The organism is Fulvivirga lutimaris (assembly GCF_009711525.1).
GTDB lineage: Bacteria > Bacteroidota > Bacteroidia > Cytophagales > Cyclobacteriaceae > Fulvivirga > Fulvivirga lutimaris.
In genome coordinates, this window is the sequence record NZ_SMLV01000095.1 from 1 (window position 1) to 1,480 (window position 1,480).

General features: G+C 35.2%; 2 protein-coding genes. One reads left to right on the top strand and one right to left on the bottom strand.

What is annotated here, in order from left to right:
- Positions 1-336: glycosyltransferase (locus E1140_RS00375; protein WP_281350326.1), on the bottom strand; the 336-nt coding region annotated here is incomplete at its 3' end.
- A gap of 184 nt (positions 337-520) precedes the next feature.
- Between E1140_RS00375 and hflX the strand changes: the two genes are divergently transcribed.
- Positions 521-1,480: GTPase HflX (gene hflX / locus E1140_RS00380; protein ID WP_155177976.1), on the top strand; the 960-nt coding region annotated here is incomplete at its 3' end.

The window sequence follows — 1,480 nt, forward strand, 5'->3', positions numbered from 1 at the left end:
GCAGACATTATTTACCGCAGGTATATTTAAATATCTGCATGCAACTGAACCATATATATTTGGTTTGATTGTATAATGCAGAGCTACGTCAGGTTTTACGCGCTTATAAATTTTAATTAATTCGAATATTAATCCAAGGTCTTTAAGTGCATTAGCACCACGACTATCCATGGTTAGTTCATGGAATTCACATCCTTGAGCAATAATCTTATCAGAATACTCATCTCTTGGGGCAATTACAACCACGTGGTGATTTTCTTCTTGCAAGGCTTTTATTAACCCCATGCGGAAATTATATACGTTCCATGAGGTATTTAAAACTATTGCAATCTTCATACAGGCCAACTCTAATGTTTTAAATTATTTAAGATGGATTGTGGATAACTTCGAACATCTTTGCAATGCGTAATTAACCTCTACCAACTTTTGCTTAATTGACAAATCTATGGAAAAGTAACCTGTCTAGTATTAAGTAGAGGTTAAATATTACATGTAAATTATATTGAATGCATTGCATTTTATGAAGAATACCCATAAAACTAAAGAAAAAAAGGAAAAAGCAATATTAGTTGCAGTCAGTGAAAAGCAAGTCAATGAGAACGTTGTAGACGAGCATCTTGCAGAACTTGAATTTTTGGCAAAAACCGCTGGCATTAAGACAGTTAAGATTTTTAAACAGAAGCTGGATAAACCAGACATTCGATCTTTTGTAGGCAAGGGAAAGCTTGAGGAAATTAAAGCTTTCATTATTGATCAAGAAATTAAAGCTGTAATTTTTGATGACGACCTTACACCATCTCAATTAAGAAATCTTGAAAAAGATTTGAAAGTCAAGATTTATGATAGGAGTTTATTAATTCTTGACATTTTCCTTCTAAGAGCTCAAACGGCACAGGCAAAAACTCAGGTTGAGTTGGCTAGAAACCAATACTTGCTTCCAAGACTTACCAGAATGTGGACTCACCTTGAGCGACAAAGAGGTGGTACTGGAACTCGCGGAGGTGCTGGAGAAAAGGAGATTGAGACTGACAAAAGGAACATTAGAAATCAGATTTCTGTACTTAAAGGCAAGCTTGAGAAAATAGAAAAGCAAAATGAGGTTCAGCGAAAGTCAAGAGGTAGTGTTGTGCGCGTAGCTTTGGTTGGATATACTAATGCTGGTAAGTCGACTCTTATGACATTACTATCAAAAAGTAATGTAAAAGCGGAGAACAAGCTTTTTGCGACAGTTGATGCGACAGTAAGAAAAGTGGTTTTCAATATGATTCCCTTTTTGCTCTCTGATACGGTAGGGTTTATCAGAAAATTACCTCATCATTTGATTGAGTCTTTTAAATCAACATTAGCGGAGGTTAAAGAAGCAGATGTTTTGTTGCATGTTGTTGATGTAGCTCATCCCGCTTATGAAGATCATATAGAAGTAGTTAGGGAAACATTAAAGGATATTGGAGCTTCTGAAAAACCTACCATTTATATTTTT